The sequence below is a fragment of the Chimaeribacter sp. YP20170169 genome (assembly GCF_056739715.1).
Genome location: NZ_CP176824.1, coordinates 3,779,142 through 3,798,860, shown reverse-complemented (window position 1 = coordinate 3,798,860; position 19,719 = coordinate 3,779,142). Strand labels below are relative to the sequence as shown.

Annotated in this window: 20 protein-coding genes; 9 read left to right on the top strand and 11 right to left on the bottom strand. The window is 61.4% G+C overall.

Translation table 11 applies throughout. From position 1 onward, the window contains the following. Positions 1-2: 2 nt before the first annotated feature. Complete coding sequence (locus tag ACK3SD_RS17310; RefSeq protein WP_481126293.1) at positions 3-1,097, top strand: glycosyltransferase family 9 protein; 1,095 nt, start codon at positions 3-5, stop codon at positions 1,095-1,097. A gap of 32 nt (positions 1,098-1,129) precedes the next feature. Here the strand turns inward: ACK3SD_RS17310 and ACK3SD_RS17305 are convergent, their stop codons facing one another. From ACK3SD_RS17305 to rfaD, 5 genes are read right to left on the bottom strand one after another with little or no spacing between them, the layout of a single operon-like run. Then, positions 1,130-2,317 carry an O-antigen ligase family protein gene (locus ACK3SD_RS17305; protein WP_481126292.1) on the bottom strand — a complete coding sequence of 396 codons (1,188 nt, stop codon included), beginning with the start codon at positions 2,315-2,317 and terminating at the stop codon, positions 1,130-1,132. Continuing rightward, on the bottom strand, positions 2,301-3,203 hold the full coding sequence (locus ACK3SD_RS17300) for a sugar glycosyltransferase (RefSeq protein ID WP_481126291.1): 903 nt from the start codon (positions 3,201-3,203) through the stop codon (positions 2,301-2,303). The genes ACK3SD_RS17305 and ACK3SD_RS17300 overlap by 17 nt, the downstream gene beginning before the upstream one ends. Continuing rightward, positions 3,187-4,173, bottom strand: coding sequence for a lipopolysaccharide heptosyltransferase RfaC (rfaC, locus tag ACK3SD_RS17295; RefSeq protein WP_481126290.1), 987 nt, complete (start codon positions 4,171-4,173; stop codon positions 3,187-3,189). Before rfaC ends, ACK3SD_RS17300 begins: the two co-directional genes overlap by 17 nt. Beyond that, positions 4,173-5,222, bottom strand: coding sequence for an ADP-heptose--LPS heptosyltransferase RfaF (gene rfaF / locus ACK3SD_RS17290; RefSeq protein WP_481126289.1), 1,050 nt, complete (start codon positions 5,220-5,222; stop codon positions 4,173-4,175). Before rfaF ends, rfaC begins: the two co-directional genes overlap by 1 nt. A gap of 27 nt (positions 5,223-5,249) precedes the next feature. Then, entirely contained in the window at positions 5,250-6,182 is a 933-nt protein-coding gene (gene rfaD, locus ACK3SD_RS17285; protein WP_481126288.1) for an ADP-glyceromanno-heptose 6-epimerase, read from the bottom strand. A 246-nt stretch (positions 6,183-6,428) separates the two neighbouring features. On the opposite strand from rfaD, the gene kbl reads away from it, so the two are divergent. From kbl to ACK3SD_RS17270, 3 genes are all read left to right on the top strand, one after another. Next, positions 6,429-7,625 (top strand): glycine C-acetyltransferase, encoded by a 1,197-nt coding sequence (gene kbl / locus ACK3SD_RS17280; protein WP_481126287.1) that lies wholly within the window; start codon positions 6,429-6,431, stop codon positions 7,623-7,625. Between the two features lie 9 nt (positions 7,626-7,634). Beyond that, positions 7,635-8,660, top strand: a complete 1,026-nt coding sequence (tdh, locus tag ACK3SD_RS17275; protein WP_481126286.1) for an L-threonine 3-dehydrogenase — start codon at positions 7,635-7,637, stop codon at positions 8,658-8,660. Positions 8,661-8,764: 104 nt separating this feature from the next. Then, positions 8,765-9,583: a glycosyltransferase family 2 protein gene (locus ACK3SD_RS17270; RefSeq protein WP_481127579.1), complete on the top strand. Its 819-nt coding sequence runs from the start codon at positions 8,765-8,767 to the stop codon at positions 9,581-9,583. A 21-nt stretch (positions 9,584-9,604) separates the two neighbouring features. On the opposite strand, the gene ACK3SD_RS17265 is transcribed toward ACK3SD_RS17270, so the two are convergent. The 3 genes from ACK3SD_RS17265 to gpmM form a co-directional block, all read right to left on the bottom strand. Beyond that, entirely contained in the window at positions 9,605-10,558 is a 954-nt protein-coding gene (locus ACK3SD_RS17265; RefSeq protein ID WP_481127578.1) for a divergent polysaccharide deacetylase family protein, read from the bottom strand. A 51-nt stretch (positions 10,559-10,609) separates the two neighbouring features. Continuing rightward, on the bottom strand, positions 10,610-11,911 hold the full coding sequence (gene envC / locus ACK3SD_RS17260; RefSeq protein WP_481126285.1) for a murein hydrolase activator EnvC: 1,302 nt from the start codon (positions 11,909-11,911) through the stop codon (positions 10,610-10,612). Between the two features lie 228 nt (positions 11,912-12,139). Next, entirely contained in the window at positions 12,140-13,684 is a 1,545-nt protein-coding gene (gene gpmM, locus ACK3SD_RS17255) for a 2,3-bisphosphoglycerate-independent phosphoglycerate mutase (RefSeq protein ID WP_481126284.1), read from the bottom strand. A gap of 243 nt (positions 13,685-13,927) precedes the next feature. On the opposite strand from gpmM, the gene ACK3SD_RS17250 reads away from it, so the two are divergent. The 5 genes from ACK3SD_RS17250 to cysE all read left to right on the top strand — a co-directional run bounded on the left by ACK3SD_RS17250 (position 13,928) and on the right by cysE (position 17,061). Further along, on the top strand, positions 13,928-14,359 hold the full coding sequence (locus ACK3SD_RS17250) for a rhodanese-like domain-containing protein (RefSeq protein ID WP_481126283.1): 432 nt from the start codon (positions 13,928-13,930) through the stop codon (positions 14,357-14,359). A 19-nt stretch (positions 14,360-14,378) separates the two neighbouring features. After that, complete coding sequence (gene grxC, locus ACK3SD_RS17245) at positions 14,379-14,627, top strand: glutaredoxin 3 (protein WP_137764743.1); 249 nt, start codon at positions 14,379-14,381, stop codon at positions 14,625-14,627. Positions 14,628-14,688: 61 nt separating this feature from the next. Beyond that, on the top strand, positions 14,689-15,159 hold the full coding sequence (gene secB, locus ACK3SD_RS17240; RefSeq protein ID WP_137764742.1) for a protein-export chaperone SecB: 471 nt from the start codon (positions 14,689-14,691) through the stop codon (positions 15,157-15,159). Continuing rightward, the gene (gene gpsA, locus ACK3SD_RS17235; RefSeq protein WP_481126282.1) at positions 15,159-16,166 is read left to right on the top strand and encodes an NAD(P)H-dependent glycerol-3-phosphate dehydrogenase; all 1,008 of its coding nucleotides are present in this window, start codon (positions 15,159-15,161) and stop codon (positions 16,164-16,166) included. Before secB ends, gpsA begins: the two co-directional genes overlap by 1 nt. A gap of 79 nt (positions 16,167-16,245) precedes the next feature. Further along, positions 16,246-17,061: a serine O-acetyltransferase gene (gene cysE, locus ACK3SD_RS17230; protein ID WP_137764740.1), complete on the top strand. Its 816-nt coding sequence runs from the start codon at positions 16,246-16,248 to the stop codon at positions 17,059-17,061. A 59-nt stretch (positions 17,062-17,120) separates the two neighbouring features. On the opposite strand, the gene trmL is transcribed toward cysE, so the two are convergent. Genes trmL through cpxR form a run of 3 tightly spaced genes read right to left on the bottom strand, consistent with a single transcriptional unit; the run spans position 17,121 to position 19,698 of the window. After that, a complete protein-coding gene (gene trmL / locus ACK3SD_RS17225) occupies positions 17,121-17,594 on the bottom strand; it encodes a tRNA (uridine(34)/cytosine(34)/5-carboxymethylaminomethyluridine(34)-2'-O)-methyltransferase TrmL (protein ID WP_481126281.1) in 474 nt (157 codons plus the stop codon). Positions 17,595-17,632: 38 nt separating this feature from the next. Continuing rightward, positions 17,633-19,003: an envelope stress sensor histidine kinase CpxA gene (gene cpxA / locus ACK3SD_RS17220; protein ID WP_137764738.1), complete on the bottom strand. Its 1,371-nt coding sequence runs from the start codon at positions 19,001-19,003 to the stop codon at positions 17,633-17,635. Beyond that, on the bottom strand, positions 19,000-19,698 hold the full coding sequence (gene cpxR / locus ACK3SD_RS17215) for an envelope stress response regulator transcription factor CpxR (protein WP_481127577.1): 699 nt from the start codon (positions 19,696-19,698) through the stop codon (positions 19,000-19,002). Before cpxR ends, cpxA begins: the two co-directional genes overlap by 4 nt. Positions 19,699-19,719: the final 21 nt, after the last annotated feature.

Sequence of the window (19,719 nt, the reverse complement as noted above, 5' to 3'; positions counted from 1 at the left end):
TCATGGCAAAGAAGTGGAAAACCACCCTGACGAACCTGTTCCTGCAAGGCTACGTGGCGGTGAGCCGTCGGCTGAAAGACCCCCGCACCCTGAGCGCTGACCAATCATTCCGTAGCATCGTCATCTACTCCACCACGGCGCTGGGCGACCTGATGTTCAACACCCCGGCAATCAGGGCCGTCAAGGCGCGCTATCCTGATGCCTTCATCACGCTGGTTTCCAGTGAAAAAAACCGTGGGCTGGTGGCAGAGAGCGACTATTTCGATGACGTGGTGTATTGGGATGAGAAGGTACGGGATATCTTCCGCGTGGTGAAGCAACTGCGTCGCCACCGGCCAGAACTGGCGATCATCCTGCATGCCAAACCGCCTTATGATGTGTTGAGCGCGGTACTGGCGGGCTGCGAATATATCCTGAAGGATATTTACGGCGGCAAGCCCTGTGGGCTGGAGCAGTGGCTGGCAAACCCATTTGTGCGTTATGACGGCCACCTGATCCAGCGCAAGCTTGAGCTGGTGCGACGCCTTGGCTGCGATGCCGATAACCACGAGATGGTGATTCCTGTGCCGTTCCCGACATTGGTGAGAACGCCCGGCAAAACCATCATTGGTTTCCAGATGGGCGCCTCTGGCGTGCTGCGTTGCTGGCCAGTGGAGCGCTTTATCGCACTGGCGAAACGGTTGATTGCCCTTGGCCCGGACTATCAGGTGGTGCTGATTGGTACTCAAAAAGAGTCGGAGCTGGAGCGGCAGTTCCTGGCTGGCTTGACCGCGCCGGAGCGGGAGCAGGTGGTCAGCCATATCAATAAAACTGGCCTGAAGGCGCTGCTGGGCATCATGCAGAATATGGATGTAATGGTAACTGGCGACACCGGCCCGTTGCATCTGGCGATAGCGCTGAAAACCCCGACCGTCAGCCTGTTCGTGACCGCCAACCCTGCCCATACCGGCCCCTATCAGGATCCGGCGTTGCACCGCGTAATCCAGGTGCCGTTGTCCACCAAAAACCTGACGCCAGCGCAGCAGCGCCAGCCGCTCTGTATCATCAGTGCCGATGAGGTGTTTGAGAAGGTTGCGGCATTGCTGCCGCAGAGGTAAGCATGGCGGGGCGCTGGGTGCGCCCCGTTTGGTCAGCCTTGGGCGGGATTAAGTAGCGCTGGCGTGCTACGCGGATTGGTCATCATCACCGCGTACGGGAACCAGAACAGATACCAGAACTCCCCTGGATTGCCGATATTGAACATCCCTTGGGAGAGATAGAAGATCAGCATGAACAAAAACATAGCTGCCTCTGGCCGCCTCTCCTCGCGGATGCAGCGCAATGCACAACGCAAACCATAACCCACCAGTAACAGCATCGTGATGAACCCGGCAATGCCCCCTTTCAACAGCGCCCCCAGATAAAGACTGTGGGTGGTGGTGATAAACTCACCGCTGTAGTTGGTGAAGTGCAGTTGCGCATCAAAACCATGCCCAAAGAGGGGGGCCTGGCTAATCAGGTGCAGGGAGTGGTGCCAGATGCTGAGCCGCAGATAGACCTGTACCGCCAGCTCCTCAAAGCGCTCCACCATCACCGCGCCCAGCCCGGTCAGGGCAAAGCCAGCCACCAGAATGGCCAGCAGTAGCCCACCAACCAGCATATTGCGGCGGGTGAAAATGCCCAGGTGGGAAGTCATCAGCAGGGATAGCCCCAACGCAATCAATGGCCCACGGCTTTGGGTCAGCATCAGCGCGACCAGCAGCACTAGCGTCAGCACCAGCACCGCATGGCGACCGGTATCGCGGAACACCATCAGCGAGAGCAGGACACCCACGGCAAAATAGCCGCCCACATCAATCACATTCTGCGGCCCCGGACTTTGCAGCGACATCAGCCGGTTGCTCATGATGTTCTGGTAGTCAATCCCCATCAAAAACAGCGCCAGCATGGTAAACCCGACACAGATAGCCAGGTAGCACTGCGTCCGGTAGCGGCCATTCAGCGTGGCTACGGCCATGCTTAAAAAGCACAGCATGTAGAAGCCATGCTTCAGCGTTGACTCAATATTGATCGGGTGGGTGGTCCACAGGTTGCTCAGGCTGTAATAGCCCAAATAGAGGGCCGCCATCACCAGCCCGGTTTTTAACCGTGGGTTGGCCCACAAATTCTGGCGAAACAGTGGCTGACGCCAAAGCATCAATAAGAAGCAGACGGCAGCCAGGTGAAACAGGTTGGTGACGCGGGTATAGCTGCAAAAAATGGCGCTAAAAAAGAGAAACGAGCCGAAAAAGGCAAAACATAGTCGCTCCAGGGAGAGACGGCTAGGTAAAGAGGACATGGTAATCAGCCTTTTCAAAGATGGTGCCATCAATGGCGCTGTTCAGTGAGAGATTTATCACCCGGGTTTGCCGCTGTTGCAGAACCTGACTGGCATGGGCCAACGCCGGCAGGATCAGGGTGGTCAGGCTGCTGGCCAGATAAGAGGGCTGCTTGTTCTCCTCCGTTTCATAGAACCGTGGCTGGTGGAAATTGTTCATATCCAGCCCAGCGATCAAAATCTCCTGGAATCCCAGATAGGCGGCGATCTGCAAGGCCCAGTACGCCACGGTGCCAGCGTCAAAAATACCGATGCGGATATCAGTGCTGAAGCCAATATCCGGGCGGCCCGGCGCAAAGTGGGCCGCGGGATGCGCGCCGTAGGCTGTTTGCAACGCATCAGCCTCAATTTTGGGCTGGTAGATTTTGAAGGCTGCATCCTCAATCAGCGCCAACGTGCAGCGCACCGCACTTAGGCCATGCCTATCCAGAATCCGCGCAATGCCGTGGGCGGTGGTAAACAGCGTCAACGCCGGGTCACGGATCACGTCAGCAATGATCTCCCGCTTCTGGTCAAAGAACCCCATGTCGACCACCACATAGAAGAGGAAGCCGACCTTCTCATGCAAGAAATACGCGCCGTTGACGCCCATTGCGGGCACTGGCGCGGGGGTTTTGAAGCGGATGTCGCGCACCGAGGGGCCAGTGGCCGTCAGCAGCAGCGAACCGCTGCAACTGGCGCGCAGGGCGCTGAGGTCGGCCAGCGGCACGCGCTGACCTTTATAGATCAATGAAGTAATGTCACCAGAGGCCGCCCGGCCTATCTTCATGTAGGGCCAAAGGTTTTCATTGTGGCGATAGGGACGGGGGCGGGTGTAGCGGTAGATCTGTTTAAAGAGGGTGCCCACTGATCAGCTGCTCCGTTTTCAGTTTTTCATACACCTGGGCGGCACTGATATCCGCCATGCTGTTGCCACTGGTGGGGCGGCAGGCGATCTGATTCTGGCCGTAGCCGCCAATCAGGCCGGGGTCGGTGGGGCCGTAGAGCGTGATGTTGGGGCGGTCGAGGGCGGCGGTCAGGTGGCTTAGGCCAGTATCGACCGAGACCACCGCGCGTGCGCCGGCCAGTACTTTCGCCACGTTCTCCAGCGTCAGCTTCGGCAGCACCTCCACGTGGGGGTAACCGGCGGCCAGCCGCTGGGCGCGCTGGTGCTCATGCTCCGCGCCCCACGGCAGTTTGATGCGCAGCCCGGTCGGCTCCATCAGGGCGATCAGCGCGCGCCAGTGCTCTTCGGGCCAGTGCTTGTCGTCACGGGTGGTGGCGTGCAGGAAGGCCAGATAGTGCCCGGCATCGGCGGGTTGCTCGCGCAGGAAGCGGGCGGCAATCGCGTAATCGCCCTGGCCCTGCGGCTGCGGATAGCCGAGGCTTTTGGCGAACAGCTCGCGCGTGCGCTCCACCGCGTGCTGGCGTTTGTTGATGTCGTGGCGTTGGTTGAAGAACCAGCTGGCGAACGGCTCGCGGGCGCTGGCGACGTCCTGCCCATGCTTCTCGCCATGTGCCAGACGGGTGATCAGCGCGGCACTCTTCATCAGCCCTTGGGCATCAATCACGGCGTCATAGTGGCGCAGTTGCAGCTCACGCTTGAAGTCGCAGCGCTGCTGGCGGGTCTCGGCGCCGAACCAGTTTTTACGCCAGCGGCGGATGGCGACCGGAATCACCCGATCTACCGCCGGATGCCAGGAGGGGATCTGGCTGAACGCCTCCTCCACCACCCAGTCAAACTGGATGCCGGGCAGCGCCGTCATGGCGTCGGTCAGGGCCGGAAGCGTATGCAGCACGTCCCCCATGGATGAGGTTTTAACAATCAAAACGTGCATTAACTCTCCTTGCCTGCGGTGAGCAGGGCATCCAGCTCGGCAAAGGCCCGCTCAGGCGTAATGTCGATCAAACTCTGGTGGTAGCCCTGTTCGGCATCTCCCTTACGCACCTTGTGGTAACCGGTGATCAGGCGGATAACCCTTGCCTGCTTGGAGAGGGGCGGCGTGAAGTCCGGGCTGCTGGGGCCGTAGAGCGCCACCAGCGGGCGGTCAAGCGCCGCCGCCACATGCATCAGGCCGGAGTCGTTGCTCACCACTGCCCGGCAGGCGGCAATCAGCACCACCGCCTGATCCAGCTGTGTCTTGCCGGCCAGGTTGAGGCAGTGCGACTGGGCCTGCTCGCCCAGCGTGGCGCGGATCTCCTCGCCCACGGCATGATCTTTGGCGGAGCCAAACAGCACCACCTGATAGCCCTCGGCCACCAGCTTCTCCGCCAGCGCCGCATAGTGGGTGTGCGGCCAGCGTTTTGCCGGGCCAAACTCCGCACCGGGGCAGAAGCCAATCAGCGGGCGGTCAGCCGGAATGTTGAAGGCGGCGCAGGCGGTGGCGATCTCATGGTCGGCCACCTGCAACCGCGGCCACAGCAGCGGCTGGGCCAGATCTTTCCAGCTCTGCACGCGCTTCGCCTCATAGGCCAGCGCCACGTAGCGCTGCACCATCAGTGGGAAGGCGGCCTTGTCCAGCGTGCGGATGTCGTTCAGCAGGCCGTAACGCATCTCACCGCGCCAGCCGATGCGCTGCGGAATGCGGGCGAAGAACGGCACCAGCGCCGACTTGAAGGAGTTGGGCAGCACATAGGCACGGTCATAGCCGCGATCGCGCAGCGACACGCCCAGCCGACGGCGCTCGCCAAGGGCCAGCGCCCCATGCCCAAGCGGCATCGCCAGCGCCTCGTTGACCTCTGGCATCCGCTCGAGCAGCGGACGGCACCACGCGGGCGCCATCACGTCAATCTGGGCGGAGGGATGATCGGCCTTGAGGGTACGGTAAAGGCTCTGCGACATCATCATGTCGCCTACCCAGGAGGGGCCGATAACCAGGATTTTCATACCGCGTCAGTTCCTTATGGCGGGGGCTTAGGCGCTGCGGTTCAGCCAGGCCATGTACTCGGTTACCCCTTCCGCCACGGTTTTGAACGGCTTGTCATAGCCAGCCGCGCGCAGCTTGGTCAGGTCTGCCTGAGTGAACGACTGGTAGCGCCCCTTCAGCTTCTCCGGGAACGGGATGTACTCGACGCCGCCAGCGTTGTGGTAGCCGACCACCGCGTCTGCCACGGCCTGGAAGGACTCGGCACGGCCGGTGCCGCAGTTGAAGATGCCAGAGACGCCGTTCTGCCAGAACCAGAGGTTGACCGCCGCCACGTCACCGACGTAGATGAAGTCACGCTGGAAGCCTTCACTGCCTTCGAACAGTTTCGGCGCGTCGCCAGCCTTGATCTGGTTGTTGAGGTGGAAGGCCACGCTCGCCATGCTACCTTTGTGCCCTTCGCGCGGCCCGTAGACGTTGAAGTAGCGGAAGCCGCAGATCTGGGAGCTGGCGTGCGGCAGGATCTCACGCACGTACTGGTCAAACAGGAACTTGGAGTAGCCGTAGACGTTCAACGGCTGCTCGTACTGGCGCTCTTCAATGAAGTTGCCATCGCGGCCGCCGTAGGTGGCGGCGGAGGAGGCGTAGAGGAACGGAATATCACGCTCCAGGCAGAAGTGCAGCAGGTCTTTCGAGTACTGATAGTTGTTGTCCATCATGTACTTGCCATCCCACTCAGTGGTGGAGGAGCAGGCACCCTCATGGAAAACGGCGTCGATATCGCCCATGTCATCACCGGCCAGCACGCTGGCGATGAAATCCTCTTTGTCCATGTAGTCGGCAATGTCCAGATCCACCAGGTTAACGAACTTGGTGCCATCTTTCAGGTTGTCCACCACCAGAATGTCCCGGTACCCCATATCATTCAGGGATTTAACGATGTTGCTGCCGATAAAGCCGGCGCCGCCAGTGACAATAATCATGGGGTTTACCTTTATGCGTCTTTCCGGCGGGGCACCATGCCCCGCGCTTTAATGGGCAATATCATAGCACTTCACTCCCCGGCAAGCAGCGGGTGAGCGGCCGAATCTGCCGGATTGCCTGCGGCCAACGGCGTGATTGCCGTGAACTATGCTGCAAAAGTGACATTTCCTGCCCCGGCTGCATCGTTATTCCACCAATCCGCCCGTAATATCACTTTAAAAATGGCCATTCCCGGAGATAACCGCATGTCGATATCTTTCTACCAGCAGTTGGAAGGGCAGCTCGCAGCCGCCCGGAACGAAGGGTTGTTCAAGAGCGAACGCATTATCACCAGCGCCCAGCAGGCGGAGATCACGCTGGCGGAGGGCGCGCCGCTCCTCAATTTCTGCGCCAATAACTACCTTGGGCTGGCGAACCACCCTGACCTGATTGCCGCTGCGCAGGCTGGCATGGCGAGCCACGGCTTCGGCATGGCCTCGGTGCGCTTTATCTGCGGCACCCAGGATCAGCACAAGGCGCTGGAGCAGCGGCTGGCGGCCTTCCTTGGCATGGAGGACGCGATTCTCTACTCCTCCTGTTTCGACGCCAACGGCGGGCTGTTCGAGACGCTGCTGGGGCCGGAGGATGCGGTGATCTCCGATGCGCTCAACCACGCCTCCATCATTGACGGGGTGAGGCTCTGCAAGGCGCGGCGCTACCGTTACGCCAACAATGACATGGCAGCGCTGCGCGACTGTCTGGAGCAGGCGCGGGCTGAGGGCGCACGCCATATCCTGATCGCCACCGACGGCGTGTTCTCAATGGATGGGGTGATCGCCAACCTGGCGGGCATCTGCGATTTGGCCGAGGAGTATCAGGCGCTGGTGATGGTCGATGACTCGCACGCCGTGGGCGTGGTCGGCCAGCAGGGGCGCGGCACCCATGAGTACTGCGGTGTGATGGGGCGGGTCGACATCATCACCGGCACGCTGGGCAAGGCACTGGGCGGGGCGTCTGGCGGCTACACCGCGGCGCGCCGGGAGGTGGTGGAGTGGCTGCGCCAGTGCTCGCGCCCCTATCTCTTCTCCAACTCGTTGGCCCCGGCGATTGTCGCCGCCTCACTGGAGGTGCTGACGATGCTGGAGCAGGGCAGCGCGCTGCGCGAGAGACTGTGGGCGAATGCGGCGCAGTTCCGCCAGCAGATGCAGGCGGCGGGCTTTACCCTGGCTGGGGCGGATCACGCCATCATCCCGGTGATGCTGGGCGAGGCGTCGCTGGCGCAGGCGTTCGCCACGGCATTGCAACAGGAGGGCATCTACGTCACCGGCTTCTTCTACCCGGTGGTGCCTAAGGGGCAGGCGCGCATTCGCACCCAGATGTCCGCGGCGCATACCCCCGAGCAGATTGAGCAGGCGGTGGCGGCGTTCACCCGCATCGGCCAGCAATTGGGCGTGATTCACTAAGGAGCGGTTATGAAAGCACTCGCCAAACTGAAAGCAGAGACCGGCATCTGGATGACCGACGCGCCGGAGCCGGTATTGGGCCATAACGACCTGATGATTAAAATCCGCAAGACCGCCATCTGCGGCACGGATGTGCACATCTACAACTGGGATGAGTGGTCGCAGAAGACCATCCCGGTGCCGATGGTGGTCGGGCATGAGTATGTAGGGGAGGTGGTGGCGATTGGGCAGGAGGTGCGCGGCTTCAGCCTCGGTGACCGCGTCTCCGGCGAGGGGCACATCACCTGCGGCCACTGTCGCAACTGCCGTGCCGGCCGCACCCACCTGTGCCGCAATGCGGTGGGCGTCGGCGTCAACCGCCCTGGCTGCTTTGCCGAGTATCTGGTGATCCCGGCCTTCAATGCCTTCAAAATTCCGGACAACATTCCCGATGAGCTGGCGGCGATCTTTGATCCCTTCGGCAATGCGGTGCACACCGCCCTGTCATTTGATCTGGTGGGCGAGGATGTGCTGATCACCGGCGCAGGGCCGATTGGTATTATGGCGGCGGCGGTCTGTCGGCACGTTGGTGCGCGCCATGTGGTGATCACTGATGTAAACGAGTACCGGCTGGCGCTGGCGCGCCAGATGGGCGTGACGCGGGCGGTAGACATCAGCCGCGAGAGCCTGCCGGAGGTGATGGCCGAGCTGGGCATGACCGAGGGCTTTGATGTCGGGTTGGAAATGTCTGGCGCGCCGCCCGCCTTCCGCTCGCTGTTGCAGGCGATGAACCACGGCGGGCGCATCGCGCTGCTCGGTATCCCGCCCTCGGAAATGTCCATCGACTGGAACCAGGTGATCTTCAAGGGGCTGTTTATCAAAGGGATCTATGGGCGTGAAATGTTCGAGACCTGGTACAAGATGGCGGCGCTGCTCCAGTCCGGGCTGGATCTTAGCCCCATCATTACCCACCAGTTCCCGATTGATGCCTTCCAACAGGGCTTCGACACCATGCGCTCCGGCCAATCTGGCAAAGTCATCCTGAATTGGGATTAATTCACCTTTCCTTGCCCCGCGGCAAACATCTGGCGCGGGGCATTTGATTTCTCCCCTCTGCTGCCTATATAGGAGCCTCATTTCCAGCAGGAGGGAGAGAAAACATCATGGAATTAAGCGTTTGTGTACTGACTTATAATTCGGAGCGATTAATTAGGGAAGTATTAACGCCCTTGCTAATGCTCTCCGATGACATTGTGATTGTGGATTCTGGCAGCAGCGACAACACCCTGGCCATTTGCCGCGAGCTGGGGTGCGAACCGCACTACGCCCCCTATGAGACGCATGGCCGACAGATGAATCTCGCCATCCAGCGCGCGCGCCACCCTTGGGTGCTGTGCATGGACAGCGATGAGATCATGGACGCGCAGGCCCTGTGCTGGCTACTGCACTTCAAACTCGTACCCAACCCAGACCCCCATACGGCCTGGCGGCTTTGCCGTCACTGGTTTGTGCTGGGCCAGCCGGTCAGGACGATCTACCCCGTCTCTTCCCCCGATTTTCCGGTTCGGCTGTTCCACCGCAACGTGGTGCTCTTCAACGACCAGCCGGTGGATGACGCCGCCGAGGGCTTTAGCCGCACGGAGATCATTCCGGGTTCCGTGCGCCACGATACCTTTTACTCCCTCCATGAGGTGTTCACTAAGGCGAACAGCTACACCACCCGGCTGGTGAAATATAAACCGGTCACGCCCTCTTTGTGGCGCGGCATCGCCAGCGCTATCGGGGCACTGTTTAAGTGGTATTTTTTCAGCGGGGCATGGCGGGCGGGAAAGGTGGGCGTGGTGACCGGCAGTTATGCGGTGCTCTACTCGTTTTTGAAATATTTGAAAGCGTGGTATGCCAGCACGGAAACCATGACCCTGGCTGACAAACTCAAACAGCAGTGGGAGCGAATCCGGCGGATCTACCCCGCCCCCTGATTGAGGGGGGCGGGGCAGGCATCAACGGTCGCCGGCGGTCTCTGGCGTCGCGTCCGGCACCAGATCCAGCGCCTGCCACTGCGCCCATTCGCGGTTGATAAAGCGCAGGGCGTCAGAGGTGATCAGGCTTTCGCCGATGGCTTTCAGCATCGCGTCAGCATAGACCGGCTGCGGCGGCTGTTTCACCCGGCACTGCCGCACGCCGTGGAACGGGTTGCGCGGCTCCGCTTTCGGTGGCGGGGCCACTTTCGGCGGCGCGGCGGCTGGCGACTGCCCAGCGGAGGCCGGTTCGTTCAGCAGATCGCTTGGGCGCACCAGCACAATGTCTTTGGGCAGCGTCGGCAACATCTGCTGGAGCACGCGGATGGTGGTGGGGTGCGGGTGGCCGATGGCAATCGCCGACCCGTTGCGGCGCGCCAGTTGCACCGCGCGTTCAAACTGGCGGCGCACCTCCGCTTCGCTCTGCACGTCATCCAGGAAGACCCGCCGCTTAATCACGCGGACGGAGGTGCCCGCCGCGGCGCGCGTCGCCTGGCTGCTGCCGATGGTCATGCTGTCGAGGAAAAACAGCCGGTAGCTGCTCAGCGCCTGCATCACGTTCTGCATCGCTGGCAGGCTGGAGGTCATGGCGCTGCCCATGTGGTTATTCATGCCGACGGCATAGGGCACGTTGGCCACCGCCTGACGAATGATACGCTGCACCTCATCGCGGCTCATGGAGGGTTGCAGGGTGTCGCGCTCCAGCGGCTGCTTGCTCAGCGGCGCCATCGGCATGTGGATAAGGATCTCGCGCCCCTGATTGTGCGCCCGCATCGCCATCTCATGGGAGTGCGGGGCGTTGGGCAGGATGGCGACCGTGACCGGTAGCGGCATCTGCAAGACCTGATTTTCGTTGTGGAGCCGGTAGCCGACGTCATCAATCACAATCGACAACTTCCCGGCGTGGGCGGAACATGCCAGCAGCAGGGTGCTCAAGGCTGCGGCGAGGTGACGTTTCTTACTCTTCCATACTCGTTCTACCACGACTTATCTTCCCAACCACGGCTGTGGGTTTACCGCCTGTCCCTGGCGTCGGATTTCAAAATAGAGCGCCGGCTGTCCTTGGCCGCCGCTGGTGCCGACCAGCGCAATCGGCTGCCCGGCCTTGACCTGTTGCCCGACATTGACCAGCGCACTCTGGTTGTAGCCATAGAGGCTCATGTCGCCTTTGCCGTGTTCGACCACCACCACCAAGCCATAGCCCTGCAGCCAGTCCGCCAGCAGCACGCGGCCATCGGCGACGGCCTTGACCTCGCTGCCTTCGGCGGCGGCGATCACCATCCCTTTCCAGCGCAGCTCGCCCTGGAGCGGCTCGCCAAAGCGGTGGATCACCCGCCCGCGTGCCGGCCAGAGCGCCTGCCCGGAGGGGCGACCCAGCCCGCCGGTACGTGCCATCAGCGAGCGCTCGCTCTCGGTGGGTTTGTAGCTGCTGCCGCGTTTCTTCGCCTGCTGCTCTTTGGCGCGTACCTTCTCGGCCTCGCGTGCCTCGCGCTCCGCACGGGCGCGGGCCTCACGCTCGGCGCGGGCGATCTGGTCGCGCAGACGGGTTTCGTTCTGCCGTAACTCCGCCAGCCGCGCCTGATCTTTCTCCAGCGACGCCTCCAGCGAGGTCAGGGTTTTCTGCCGCCCGACGCGCGCCTGCTCCAGCGTCTGCTGTTGTGTCTGCTGCTGGGCCAGCAACTGACTCTGCTGCTCCTGCTTGGCTTTCAGTGACTTGCGCTGATCAGCCAGATCGGAACGGGTCTTCGCCAGCGTGTTGATGGTCTTCTGGCGCGCCTCATTCAGGTAGCCAAAATAGGCCAGCACCCGCTCGCTGCGCTGGCTCTCCTCGCCGCTCAGGATCAGCTGCACGCCATTGTGCTGGCCGAGGCGGAAGGCGGCGTCGAGCTGCTGCGCCAGAATGGTCTGCTGGCTGGATTGCTGCTTTTGCAGGGTGCGGATGGAGGCGTTCAGCCCGGCAATCTCCTTCTCCAGCGCGCTCAGGACGCCCTGCGTCTCCCGCAGTTGCCGGCTGGCTTGGGCGATGATCTTCTCCTGCGCTCGCAGCTGGTCGAGCAGGGTGCTGCGCTGCTGTTTCTGCTGCTGAACCTGCTTCTCTTTCTCGGCAATGTCCTGCTGGAGGGACTTCAGCTGCTGCTTGTTGTCCTCGGCATGCAGCGCGGGTGACGCCAGCAACGCACCGGCCCACAACCCGGCGGCCAGCAGGCAGCGCAGCGTGCCCTGCGCAGGTCGGAAGGGGGGAAGGGGCGTCGGGCTGAAAGAGGGAGATTTACGCAAACTGTCGTCCATTATGTGAAAGCTGATTCGTCCTGTCAGGGCAAATCCCGTGGGTTATCCTAGCATCGATCAAGCGCCTGATGCACAACCAAAAGCCGTGCGCCAGCGACGGGCAATCTCTCTAGTATTTCGATTCCTGCCGGAAATGCCACCGCTGAAGTGTTAAAGTTTTCTTCTTATTTGCGCGATAAGCGGCAGGAGAGGCGGGAAGGGGGCCGACGCATCGCCGGCCCCGGAAGGTCACTTCAGCGTGAACAGCGGGGTGCCGCTCATCTCTGCCGGCACCGGCAGATCCATCAGGTGCAGCAGGGTCGGGGCGATGTCCGAGAGCTTGCCGCCCGCCGCCGCTTCCGCCGGCCGGCCAACGTAGATCAGCGGCACCGGCAGGCTGGTGTGGGCGGTGTGCGCCTGACCGGTGGTCTCATCGCGCATCTGCTCAGCATTGCCATGGTCTGCGGTGACCAGCAACTGGCCGCCAGCGGCCTGCACCGCTGCTGCCACCTGCCCAAGGCACCCATCCAGCGCCTCAATCGCCGCCACTGCCGCCGGATAGACGCCGGTATGGCCGACCATATCACCGTTGGGGTAGTTGCAGACGATCAGGTCATGGCGGCCGCTGCCGATGGCTGCCAGCAGTTTCTCCGTCAACTCTGGCGCACTCATCTCCGGTTGCAGGTCATAGGTCGCGACCTTGGGCGAGTTGACCAGAATGCGTTCTTCGCCAGCGAAAGGCGTCTCCACGCCGCCGTTGAAGAAGAAGGTGACGTGGGCGTACTTCTCGGTTTCAGAGATACGCAACTGGGTTTTGCCCTGCTTCATCAGCCACTCGCCAAGGGTGTTGTCCAGCGAGGCGGGCGGGTAGGCGCAGGCGGCCTGAATATCGGCGGCATACTCGGTCAGCATCACGAAGGAGGCGGAAGGCAGCACTCGTTGGCGCGGGAAGCCGCTGAAGTCCGGTTGGGTGAAGGCGCGGGTCAACTGGCGCGCGCGGTCGGCACGGAAGTTCATGAAGATCAGCGCGTCGCCCTGCTCCATCGCCGCCTCCGGCTCGCTCGCGGCGCGGATCACTGTGGGTTGCACGAACTCATCATTTTCGCCGCGCGCGTAGGCGGCCTCCAGCCCGGCCAGCGCATCGTCACAGCAGAATGCGCCGCGGGCGCCCGTCAGCAGGTCATAAGCCAGCTGCACCCGCTCCCAGCGGTTGTCGCGATCCATCGCGTAGTAGCGCCCGACCAGCGAGGCGATGCGCCCAACGCCCAGCTCGGCGCACTTCGCTGCCGCACGCGCCAGTGACGCCTGCGCGCTGCGCGGCGGGGTGTCGCGGCCATCCAAAAAGGCGTGCAGGTAGAGGCGGGTCGCGCCACGGCGTGCGGCCAGCTCCAGCATCGCCAGAATGTGCTCCTCATGGCTATGCACGCCACCGGCCGACAGCAGCCCCATCACGTGCACCGCCTTGCCGGCCTGCACTGCCCGGTCAACTGCCGCCGTCAGCACCGGATTCTGCGCAAAGTCACCGTCTTGGATCGCCTTGTCCAGCCGGGTCAAATCCTGATAGACGATGCGGCCCGCGCCGAGATTAACGTGCCCCACCTCCGAGTTGCCCATCTGCCCGTCAGGCAAACCGACATCAAGGCCAGAGGCACCAATCAGCGTGTGGGGGCAGTTCTGCCATAGGGCGTCCATCACTGGGGTGCGGGCATTGCTGATGGCGTTGTCTGCGGTGGGTTCGCGGTGGCCGTAACCATCCAGGATCACCAGTACGGTAGGTTTTTTCATGCTCGACATGGCATAGTCTCATCTGACAAAGGGAAGGCGGCGGATCTTAGCGGAATGGCGAAATGGCATAGCGCAGGAAGATCAAAGTTGCGGCGAGGGAGGGGTTAACTTTTGCCAGGCAACAGTGCTACTTTTCGTGCTGCGCCGCACTTTCTTCATGCGTGCGGGCTTCGTGGCTGTATTTGAAGCAACGCACAGGTATACTCTGAAGCCCTATTTTTATCCCCTAACTGACGGGAGCTGTTACACCCCATGCAAGACATTATGGAATTCGTTAGAGATCACCTCGTACTGAGCCTGGCCTGGGTGGCATTGCTGATTGCCGTGATCGTAACGACCTTCAAGAGCAGTTTTTCCAAGGTGCGTGAAATCACCCGTGGCGAAGCGACGCGCCTGATCAACAAAGAGGACGCCCTGGTGGTGGACGTGCGCCCGCGTGAAGAGTTCCGCAAGGGTCACATCACCAACTCCGTGAATGTGTTGGCCGCTGATATTAAAAACAACAATGTTGGTGAGCTGGCCAAGCACAAAGCACGCCCGGTCGTGGTGGTATGCGCCAACGGCGTAAACGCCCGCGCCTCCGCTGAAGCCCTGAACAAAGCGGGCTTTGAGAATGTCTCTATCCTGAAAGAGGGCATCGCAGGCTGGAGCGGCGAGAACCTGCCGCTGGCCCGTGGTAAATAATTGATTACGGAGGGTATCCATGGCTAAGATCGAGATGTACACCAAAGCAACTTGCCCTTTCTGCCATCGTGCAAAGGCGCTGCTGAATGCCAAAGGCGCGGCGTTTGCTGAAATCGCCATCGACGCGCATCCGGAAAAGCGCGAAGAGATGATCGCCCGCAGCGGCCGCACGACCGTGCCCCAGATTTTCATTGATGGCCAGCATATCGGCGGTTGTGATGATATTCATGCGCTTGATGCGCGCGGCGGCCTGGATCCGCTACTGTAACGGCCAAGGCGCAGCCTGCGGCAGGCGTCAATAAGGATTTTTAACACAAGGGTTTATCAACATGTCTGAACAAAACAACACCGAAATGGGTTTCCAGATCCAACGCATCTACACCAAAGATATCTCTTTCGAAGCGCCGAACGCGCCGCAGGTTTTCCAGAAAGAGTGGCAGCCGGAAGTGAAACTGGATCTGGACACTGCCTCCAGCCAGCTGGCTGACGATGTGTATGAAGTGGTGCTGCGCGTGACCGTAACCGCCTCCCTGGGTGATGAGACCGCGTTCCTGTGCGAAGTGCAGCAAGGCGGCATCTTCTCCATCGCGGGTCTGGAAGGCACCCAACTGGCACACTGCCTGGGCGCTTACTGCCCGAACATTCTGTTCCCGTATGCGCGTGAGTGCATCACCAGCCTGGTGTCCCGTGGCACCTTCCCGCAACTGAACCTGGCACCAGTCAACTTCGACGCGCTGTTCATGAACTACCTGCAACAGCAGGCCGACGGCGAAGGTGCTGCTCCGCATCAGGATGCCTGATGGATAAAATCAACGCGTCTATGACAGTCATCGGTGCCGGCTCGTACGGCACCGCTTTGGCCATTACCCTCGCGCGAAATGGCCATCAGGTAGTGTTGTGGGGGCATAATCCGCAACACATCCACGCCATGCAGCAGGCCCGCTGCAATCAGGCTTTCCTGCCTGATGTCTCCTTCCCTGACTCCCTGCACCTCGAACCCGATCTGGCGCGCGCGCTGGCTGCCAGCCGCGATGTGTTGGTGGTGGTGCCGAGCCATGTGTTTGGCGATGTGCTGCGTCAGGTGAAGCCGCATCTGCGCCCGGATGCCCGCATCGTGTGGGCGACCAAAGGGTTGGAGGCCGAAACCGGCCGCCTGTTGCAGGATGTGGCGCATGAGGCGCTGGGGGAGAATATCCCGCTGGCGGTGCTCTCCGGCCCGACCTTCGCCAAGGAGTTGGCCGCTGGCCTGCCGACCGCCATTGCGCTGGCTTCGCCGGATGCGCAATTCTCCGACGACCTGCAACGCCTGCTGCACTGCGGCAAGAGCTTCCGTGTCTATAGCAACCCGGATTTTATCGGCGTGCAGCTGGGTGGCGCGGTGAAGAACGTGATTGCCATCGGCGCGGGCATTTCAGACGGCATCGGCTTTGGCGCCAACGCCCGTACCGCCCTGATCACCCGTGGCCTGGCGGAGATGAGCCGCCTTGGTTCGGCGCTGGGCGCGGATCCGGCCACCTTTATGGGCATGGCCGGGCTGGGCGATCTGGTCCTGACCTGTACCGATAACCAATCCCGCAACCGCCGTTTCGGCATCATGCTGGGGCAGGGAAAAACGGTGCAGGAGGCGCAGGATGAGATAGGACAGGTGGTGGAAGGCTATCGCAACACCAAAGAGGTGCTGGCGCTGTCGCAACGTTATCAGGTTGAAATGCCGATAACTGAACAGATATATCAGGTACTGTACTGCAACAAAGATGCACGGGAAGCCGCCATAACACTCCTGGCCCGTACCAGGAAAGATGAATAAGGCTTAACCGGTTTCGTTATCCAGCCACGCTGCCGGGATCGGGCGTGGCTTCTTTACGCAAGGTAAAAGGGGAGTGGCAATGTCGTCTGAAGAGTTAGAACAGGTCTGGAATTACATCAAATCGGAAGCGCGGGCGCTGGCTGATTGTGAACCGATGCTGGCCAGTTTCTTCCATGCAACATTGCTCAAACATGAAAACCTGGGCGGCGCGCTCAGCTACATTCTGGCGAACAAACTCGGCAGCCCGATCATGCCAGCCATCGCCATCCGTGAAGTGGTGGAGGAGGCCTATCGCTCCGACACCCAGATGATTCTCTCCGCGGCGCGCGACATTCTGGCCGTGCGGCTGCGTGACCCGGCGGTGGATAAATACTCCACCCCGCTGCTCTACCTGAAGGGCTTCCATGCGTTGCAGGCGTACCGCATCGGCAACTGGCTGTGGAAGCAGAATCGCCAGGCGCTGGCCGTCTACTTCCAGAACCAAATCTCCGTGACCTTCGGCGTGGACATCCACCCGGCGGCGCGGATTGGCTGCGGCATCATGCTAGACCATGCCACCGGCATCGTGATTGGCGAGACGGCGGTGGTGGAGAATGACGTCTCCATCCTGCAATCCGTTACCCTTGGCGGTACTGGCAAGACCAGCGGCGACCGTCACCCGAAAATTCGTGAAGGGGTGATGATTGGTGCCGGGGCAAAAATCCTCGGCAACATCGAAGTGGGGCGCGGCGCGAAGATTGGCGCTGGCTCCGTGGTGCTGCGCTCCGTGCCGGCCCACACCACCGCCGCCGGGGTGCCGGCACGCATCGTGGGTCGGCCAGAGAGCGAGAAGCCCTCGCTGGACATGGATCAGCACTTCAGCGGCGACGGCTTCGAATACGGCGACGGCATCTGACCGACACCCCATCGGCCATAAAAAAGCAGGCATCCGCCTGCTTTTTTTGTGTCAGGGCATCAGGATTTGACCAGCGCCCCGGCGTAATCCAGTTGCCGCCACGCTTCATACACTACCACTGAGACCGCGTTCGACAGGTTCATGCTGCGGCTGTTGGGCTGCATCGGAATGCGGATCTTCTGCTCGGCGGGCAGGGCGTCCAGCACCGCGGGAGGCAGGCCACGGCTCTCTGGCCCAAACAGCAGGTAGTCGCCCGGCTGGTAATTCACTGCGCTATGCGCAGGCGTGCCTTTGGTGGTCAGCGCAAACAGGCGCGCCGGTTGCTCACGCTCAATAAATTGCGCGTAATCAGCATGTTTTTGGATGGAGGCGAACTCGTGGTAGTCCAGCCCCGCGCGGCGCAGGCGCTTGTCATCCCAGGTAAAGCCCAGAGGCTCTATCAGGTGCAGGCGAAAGCCGGTGTTGGCGCATAAGCGGATGATATTGCCGGTATTTGGCGGGATTTCAGGTTCAAACAGTACGATATTCAGCATACGCCCCCCAGAATTGAGGGGCGCAGAATACCAGAAACTTAACGCAGGTGCAGCGGCAGCCAGATGATCAGGCGCAGGCCGCCGAGCGGGCTGTCATCCGCCCTGACCCAACCACGGTGCTGCGAGACGGCAGTTTCCACAATCGCCAGCCCCAGCCCGGTGCCACCTGATTCGCGGTCACGCGCCTCATCGGTGCGGTAGAAGGGGCGGAAAATCTGCTCCCGGTCGGCCGGCGAGACGCCGGGGCCATCATCATCCACGGTGATGGTGATCCCCTCCTCATCACAGGCAAAGGCGACGGCGATGTGGTGGTGGGAGTAGCGCAGCGCATTGCGCACGATATTCTCCAACGCACTGTCCAGCGCGGCCGGGTTGCCAATCAGCGTCCACGGGCCGGGCGGTGCGGTGATCTCCAGCTTTTTCCCCACCTGCTCCGCCTCAAACTGGGCGTTCTCCAGCACATCCGCCCACAGCGTGTTGGCCTTCAGCGGTTCGCGCGCCAGCTCATTTTTATGCTGGCTACGCGACAGCACCAGCAGGTCGTTGATCATGCTGTCCAGCCGGTGCGCCTCGGTCTCAATGCGCTCCAGCTCCTTGCCCTCCCCGTGGCGACGACGCATCAACGCCGTCGCCAGTTGCAGGCGCGTCAGCGGGGTGCGCAGCTCGTGGGAGATGTCAGAGATCAGCCGTTGCTGGGCAGTCACCATCCGCTCCAGCGCGCTCACCATCTGGTTGAAGCTGGCACCGGTCGCCAGAAACTCCTGCGGGCCGGACTCCAGCTCTGGATGCTGTTTCAAATTGCCGCGCGCCACCTCATCCGCCGCATTCTTCAGCTTGCGCGCCGGTTTCGCCAGGCTCCACGCCAGCCAGAGCAGCAGCGGCGAACTGATCAGCATGGTGACGATCAGCAGCAGCAGCGGCCGGTCAAACATCAGGTTGATGAAGTCGGACTGCGGGCTGTTGGCCGGACGAATCAGATAGAGCTGGTAATTGTCTTCACCATCGCGCACGGAGAAGGGGCCGACCATCTCGACACGGCCATACTTCTTCTTCTTGGGCCGGTCGGAGTTATCAGACTGGCCGATGAAGTTGCGTACGATCTGCATCTCATTGCGCTGGGCGCCAATCACCCGCCCCTCGCTGGTCACCAGCAACAGCCGTTGGCCGGGCGGTGCCCACTTATCGATGGCGCGGAACAGCCGCCGCCACCACATCAGGTCATTGGCCGGGTCGCCTGCCAGCTCGGCCTCGACATGCTGCTCCAGCATCAGCCCCTGACGCTGCTCGCTTTCGAGCAGCGGCGTAAGCTGGCGGGAGTCCAGTTTCGGCACCATCAACACCAGCATCAGCACCAGCGCCAACGTAAACCAAAAGATGGCGAAGATTCGTGCTGTCAGGCTGTTGATCATGAGGCCGACACCATCAGGTAGCCGCGCCCACGCAGGGTTTTAAACCAAGGGTGCCCATCCTTACGCTCCGGAAGCTTGCGGCGTAGGTTGGAGATGTGCATATCGATGGCGCGGTCAAAGGGGGTCAGCCGCTTGCCGAGCACCTCCTGACTCAGGTGTTCCCGCGATACCACCTGGCCGAGATGCTGCGCCAGCAGGTAGAGCAGGGTGAACTCGGTGCCAGTCAGGTCGAGCACCTGGTTCTCAAAGCTGGCCTCCTGGCGGCCGGGGTTGAGTTGCAGGCAATCCACCTGGAGGGTGGGTGCGCCGCTGTCGCCACCCTGCTGCTGCTCGCTCCAGTGGGAACGGCGCAGAATGGCGCGAATGCGGGCCACCAGTTCACGATCGTTAAAGGGTTTGGGCAGGTAGTCATCCGCGCCCAGCTCTAGTCCCAGTACGCGATCCAGCTCGCTGCCGCGCGCCGTTAACATAATCACGGGTGTCTGGTGGTGCTGTCGCAGCTCTTTCAACGTGTCGATGCCATTCTTCTTCGGCATCATAATATCGAGCAGTAACAGATCTATACTGCTATCCAACTGCTCCAGTGCCTGCTCGCCATCGTGTGCCACCACGACATTGAACCCTTCCATGTCGAGCAGCTCTTTTAAAAGCGAAGTCAATTCGCGGTCATCATCAACTAACAGGATCTTATTCATCATCTTTACCTCTAGACGCAA

Bases quoted from the DNA above. Each gene is read 5' to 3' on its own strand.
- ACK3SD_RS17310 (WP_481126293.1), top strand. From the start codon at position 3: ATGGCAAAGAAGTGGAAAACCACCCTGACGAACCTGTTCCTGCAAGGC.
- ACK3SD_RS17305 (WP_481126292.1), bottom strand. From the start codon at position 2,317: ATGTCCTCTTTACCTAGCCGTCTCTCCCTGGAGCGACTATGTTTTGCC.
- rfaC (WP_481126290.1), bottom strand. From the start codon at position 4,173: ATGCACGTTTTGATTGTTAAAACCTCATCCATGGGGGACGTGCTGCAT.
- rfaF (WP_481126289.1), bottom strand. From the start codon at position 5,222: ATGAAAATCCTGGTTATCGGCCCCTCCTGGGTAGGCGACATGATGATG.
- rfaD (WP_481126288.1), bottom strand. From the start codon at position 6,182: ATGATTATTGTCACTGGCGGCGCCGGCTTTATCGGCAGCAACATCGTT.
- kbl (WP_481126287.1), top strand. From the start codon at position 6,429: ATGTCGATATCTTTCTACCAGCAGTTGGAAGGGCAGCTCGCAGCCGCC.
- tdh (WP_481126286.1), top strand. From the start codon at position 7,635: ATGAAAGCACTCGCCAAACTGAAAGCAGAGACCGGCATCTGGATGACC.
- envC (WP_481126285.1), bottom strand. From the start codon at position 11,911: ATGGACGACAGTTTGCGTAAATCTCCCTCTTTCAGCCCGACGCCCCTT.
- gpmM (WP_481126284.1), bottom strand. From the start codon at position 13,684: ATGTCGAGCATGAAAAAACCTACCGTACTGGTGATCCTGGATGGTTAC.
- ACK3SD_RS17250 (WP_481126283.1), top strand. From the start codon at position 13,928: ATGCAAGACATTATGGAATTCGTTAGAGATCACCTCGTACTGAGCCTG.
- grxC (WP_137764743.1), top strand. From the start codon at position 14,379: ATGGCTAAGATCGAGATGTACACCAAAGCAACTTGCCCTTTCTGCCAT.
- secB (WP_137764742.1), top strand. From the start codon at position 14,689: ATGTCTGAACAAAACAACACCGAAATGGGTTTCCAGATCCAACGCATC.
- gpsA (WP_481126282.1), top strand. From the start codon at position 15,159: ATGGATAAAATCAACGCGTCTATGACAGTCATCGGTGCCGGCTCGTAC.
- cysE (WP_137764740.1), top strand. From the start codon at position 16,246: ATGTCGTCTGAAGAGTTAGAACAGGTCTGGAATTACATCAAATCGGAA.
- trmL (WP_481126281.1), bottom strand. From the start codon at position 17,594: ATGCTGAATATCGTACTGTTTGAACCTGAAATCCCGCCAAATACCGGC.
- cpxA (WP_137764738.1), bottom strand. From the start codon at position 19,003: ATGATCAACAGCCTGACAGCACGAATCTTCGCCATCTTTTGGTTTACG.
- cpxR (WP_481127577.1), bottom strand. From the start codon at position 19,698: ATGAATAAGATCCTGTTAGTTGATGATGACCGCGAATTGACTTCGCTT.